This window comes from Mesorhizobium sp. M7A.F.Ca.CA.002.09.1.1 (assembly GCF_003998555.1).
In the GTDB taxonomy this organism is placed as follows: Bacteria; Pseudomonadota; Alphaproteobacteria; order Rhizobiales; family Rhizobiaceae; genus Mesorhizobium; species Mesorhizobium ciceri.
The window spans coordinates 1-2,057 of record NZ_RZRR01000954.1 but is presented as its reverse complement, the minus strand read 5'-3'; the positions used below and the strand labels follow the sequence as shown (position 1 = coordinate 2,057).

The window sequence follows — 2,057 nt, the reverse complement described above, 5'->3', positions numbered from 1 at the left end:
GTGCGACACCAGACCTCCGACGAACCCGTTGCTTGGCCGAACGTAAACGGTGCCACCCGCCGATTGACCACAGTAGTGCGCGGTACTGGCAGGCCAATGAGGTGTGCGACAAGAAGCCCGAAGACCTTATCGCCAAGCATATGACTAAATCTGTTGGGCCACTGCGCTACCGGAAACAAATCTAACCCTTTGTGTTCAGCAATCTCCCATCCCAACGTGTGCATGCGACGCCAGCCACGTGGCCGGGGATGCAGACTGAATTCCAGGCGCGTGTTTTCGGGAACTGCCAAATCCGGTTCGAAACCGTAAACCGTAGCGAGGAGTCGGAATCCCCAACCGAGAGGTAGAGAAGCTGTGCCTGCCTTCTCTACCGCGCGAGGCGTATCGTCGGGAGCAAACTCGATGATCTTCCCAAGCACCACCCCGGAAACGCCACCATCGTGGATATCGACCGTTTCATTTACGATGGTATGCAGACCTTCGCGCGTGAGGCGTGCGATCGCATCGACAATATCGTTAACTCGAGTCAGACCGTATATGAATTCGCGGCTAAGCGGGCTTTCAGGTGTAAAGCTTCTCACATTCACGGAGCCGTCAGCGCTTCGCGCAAGGAGTGTCTCGGCAACTTCGGTAACGTTGGAGAATATGCGGTTAGGGCTTTCCCCAAGGACGCGTGAATACGCCTGCTTTGGTTTCCCACGATGCGGTTCATAGCTGACGAATTGCGCTACGTTGATAAGTTCAGCGAGCCGATCGAGCGAAGCGTCTTTTCGCGGAATGCCACCACCCGGCACGTAGACTACAGTCGCCACTGTTGTTTCGAGTTGGCTATATGCAGCACGCAATGTGTTCTGGAGAGCGAGCGGCGGCACAGCCAGTGCATCAACGCGAGCGAGTGCGCGGCTGATTGCGGCGACACCATCTCGTGCGACGATGGGCGATCCGTCAACACGAGCGGTGGGGATGCCTTCGAGATGTGCACGGCAGAATTCAGAGGCACTACCCGCGCTGTATTCCCATCCGTCCATTAACAGGATGCGGCTCGCGTGAGCTGAGATGAACTGCTGCCACAACTCTAGATAATCTTCTTGGGTCCAACCGTTAATGAATAGGCTCGCTGGCTCAACCACCGGCTCCGAGCCCCTGGCGCGGAGCAGTTCGGCTGTCGCTTTGAGCTGGTTCTCGTTCGGAATAATCACCTGCTCGACAAGTTCGGCACGATAAGCGCTCGCATCGGCCTCAAGCTGATATCCGATCTTGCTCCACCAATCTATGAACCGCAGTCCCGACGTGATCGGGCCGCTGAGATAGACGACCTTTCGTGATCCGAAGGCAGAACGCCAAGCTTGACGGATGCCGCTTAGCGGCTGGGGGGATTGAGCTGTCATTTCCTAACGTATTCCGGACTGCGCCGCTTAACGAACCTTAAGGATTCTTCTCTGAGCTTAAGTTCACTAGCGAACGAAGCCAGCTTGCCATTCTTTTCATCAGCCTTAAATAAAGCCGCGCAATCGAGAGCCGGATTTTTCTTTTCCTTAAGGACTGCGCCCTCCCGCGCTGCCATCTCGATAAGGGGCAGGAACTCGCGTTCAATTGCCTCCCGATCGTCTATTTCGTCGAATGCGCCATTGTAGAGGCGAAGAGTCGTTGTGCGTCCCCATTCCAAGAACTCACTCTCAAGTTCCGTCACACTTTGACTGTTACCAACCTGGCGAACAACACGCGCCACTGCAGCCTCGATATCCTTATAGCCCAAGAAGAATGAAGCACTCCGCAGGATACTCCATTTACCGGATTTCTCGATATTGTCAGGATTCAGCGCATGGTCGGCCGGGAGATTTCCCTTTTCGATCGCATCTTTCAGAAAATTCTTTATCATCTTCTGCCTTGAAGTAGCATCCGGCGGAAGCAGTAGGTAATTCTCGTCGATACGCCCCGTTCTACGGATCGCCGGATCGATGCGATATGCGTAATTGGTAGCCATGATGAAGATACCGCGCTTCGCTCGGCGCAAGTTATTAAACTTGGTCAGCATGCCAGGCGTCATGAACTTGAAT

Annotated in this window: 1 protein-coding gene and 1 pseudogene; both read right to left on the bottom strand. The window is 54.6% G+C overall.

The window, feature by feature from the left end:
* Nucleotides 1–1,388, bottom strand: a pseudogene (locus EN994_RS28815) (DUF4406 domain-containing protein); the annotation flags it as partial.
* A partial coding sequence (locus tag EN994_RS28810; RefSeq protein ID WP_206530521.1) for a hypothetical protein occupies nt 1,385–2,057 on the bottom strand: 673 nt, incomplete at its 5' end. The gene EN994_RS28810 and the pseudogene EN994_RS28815, both read right to left, overlap by 4 nt.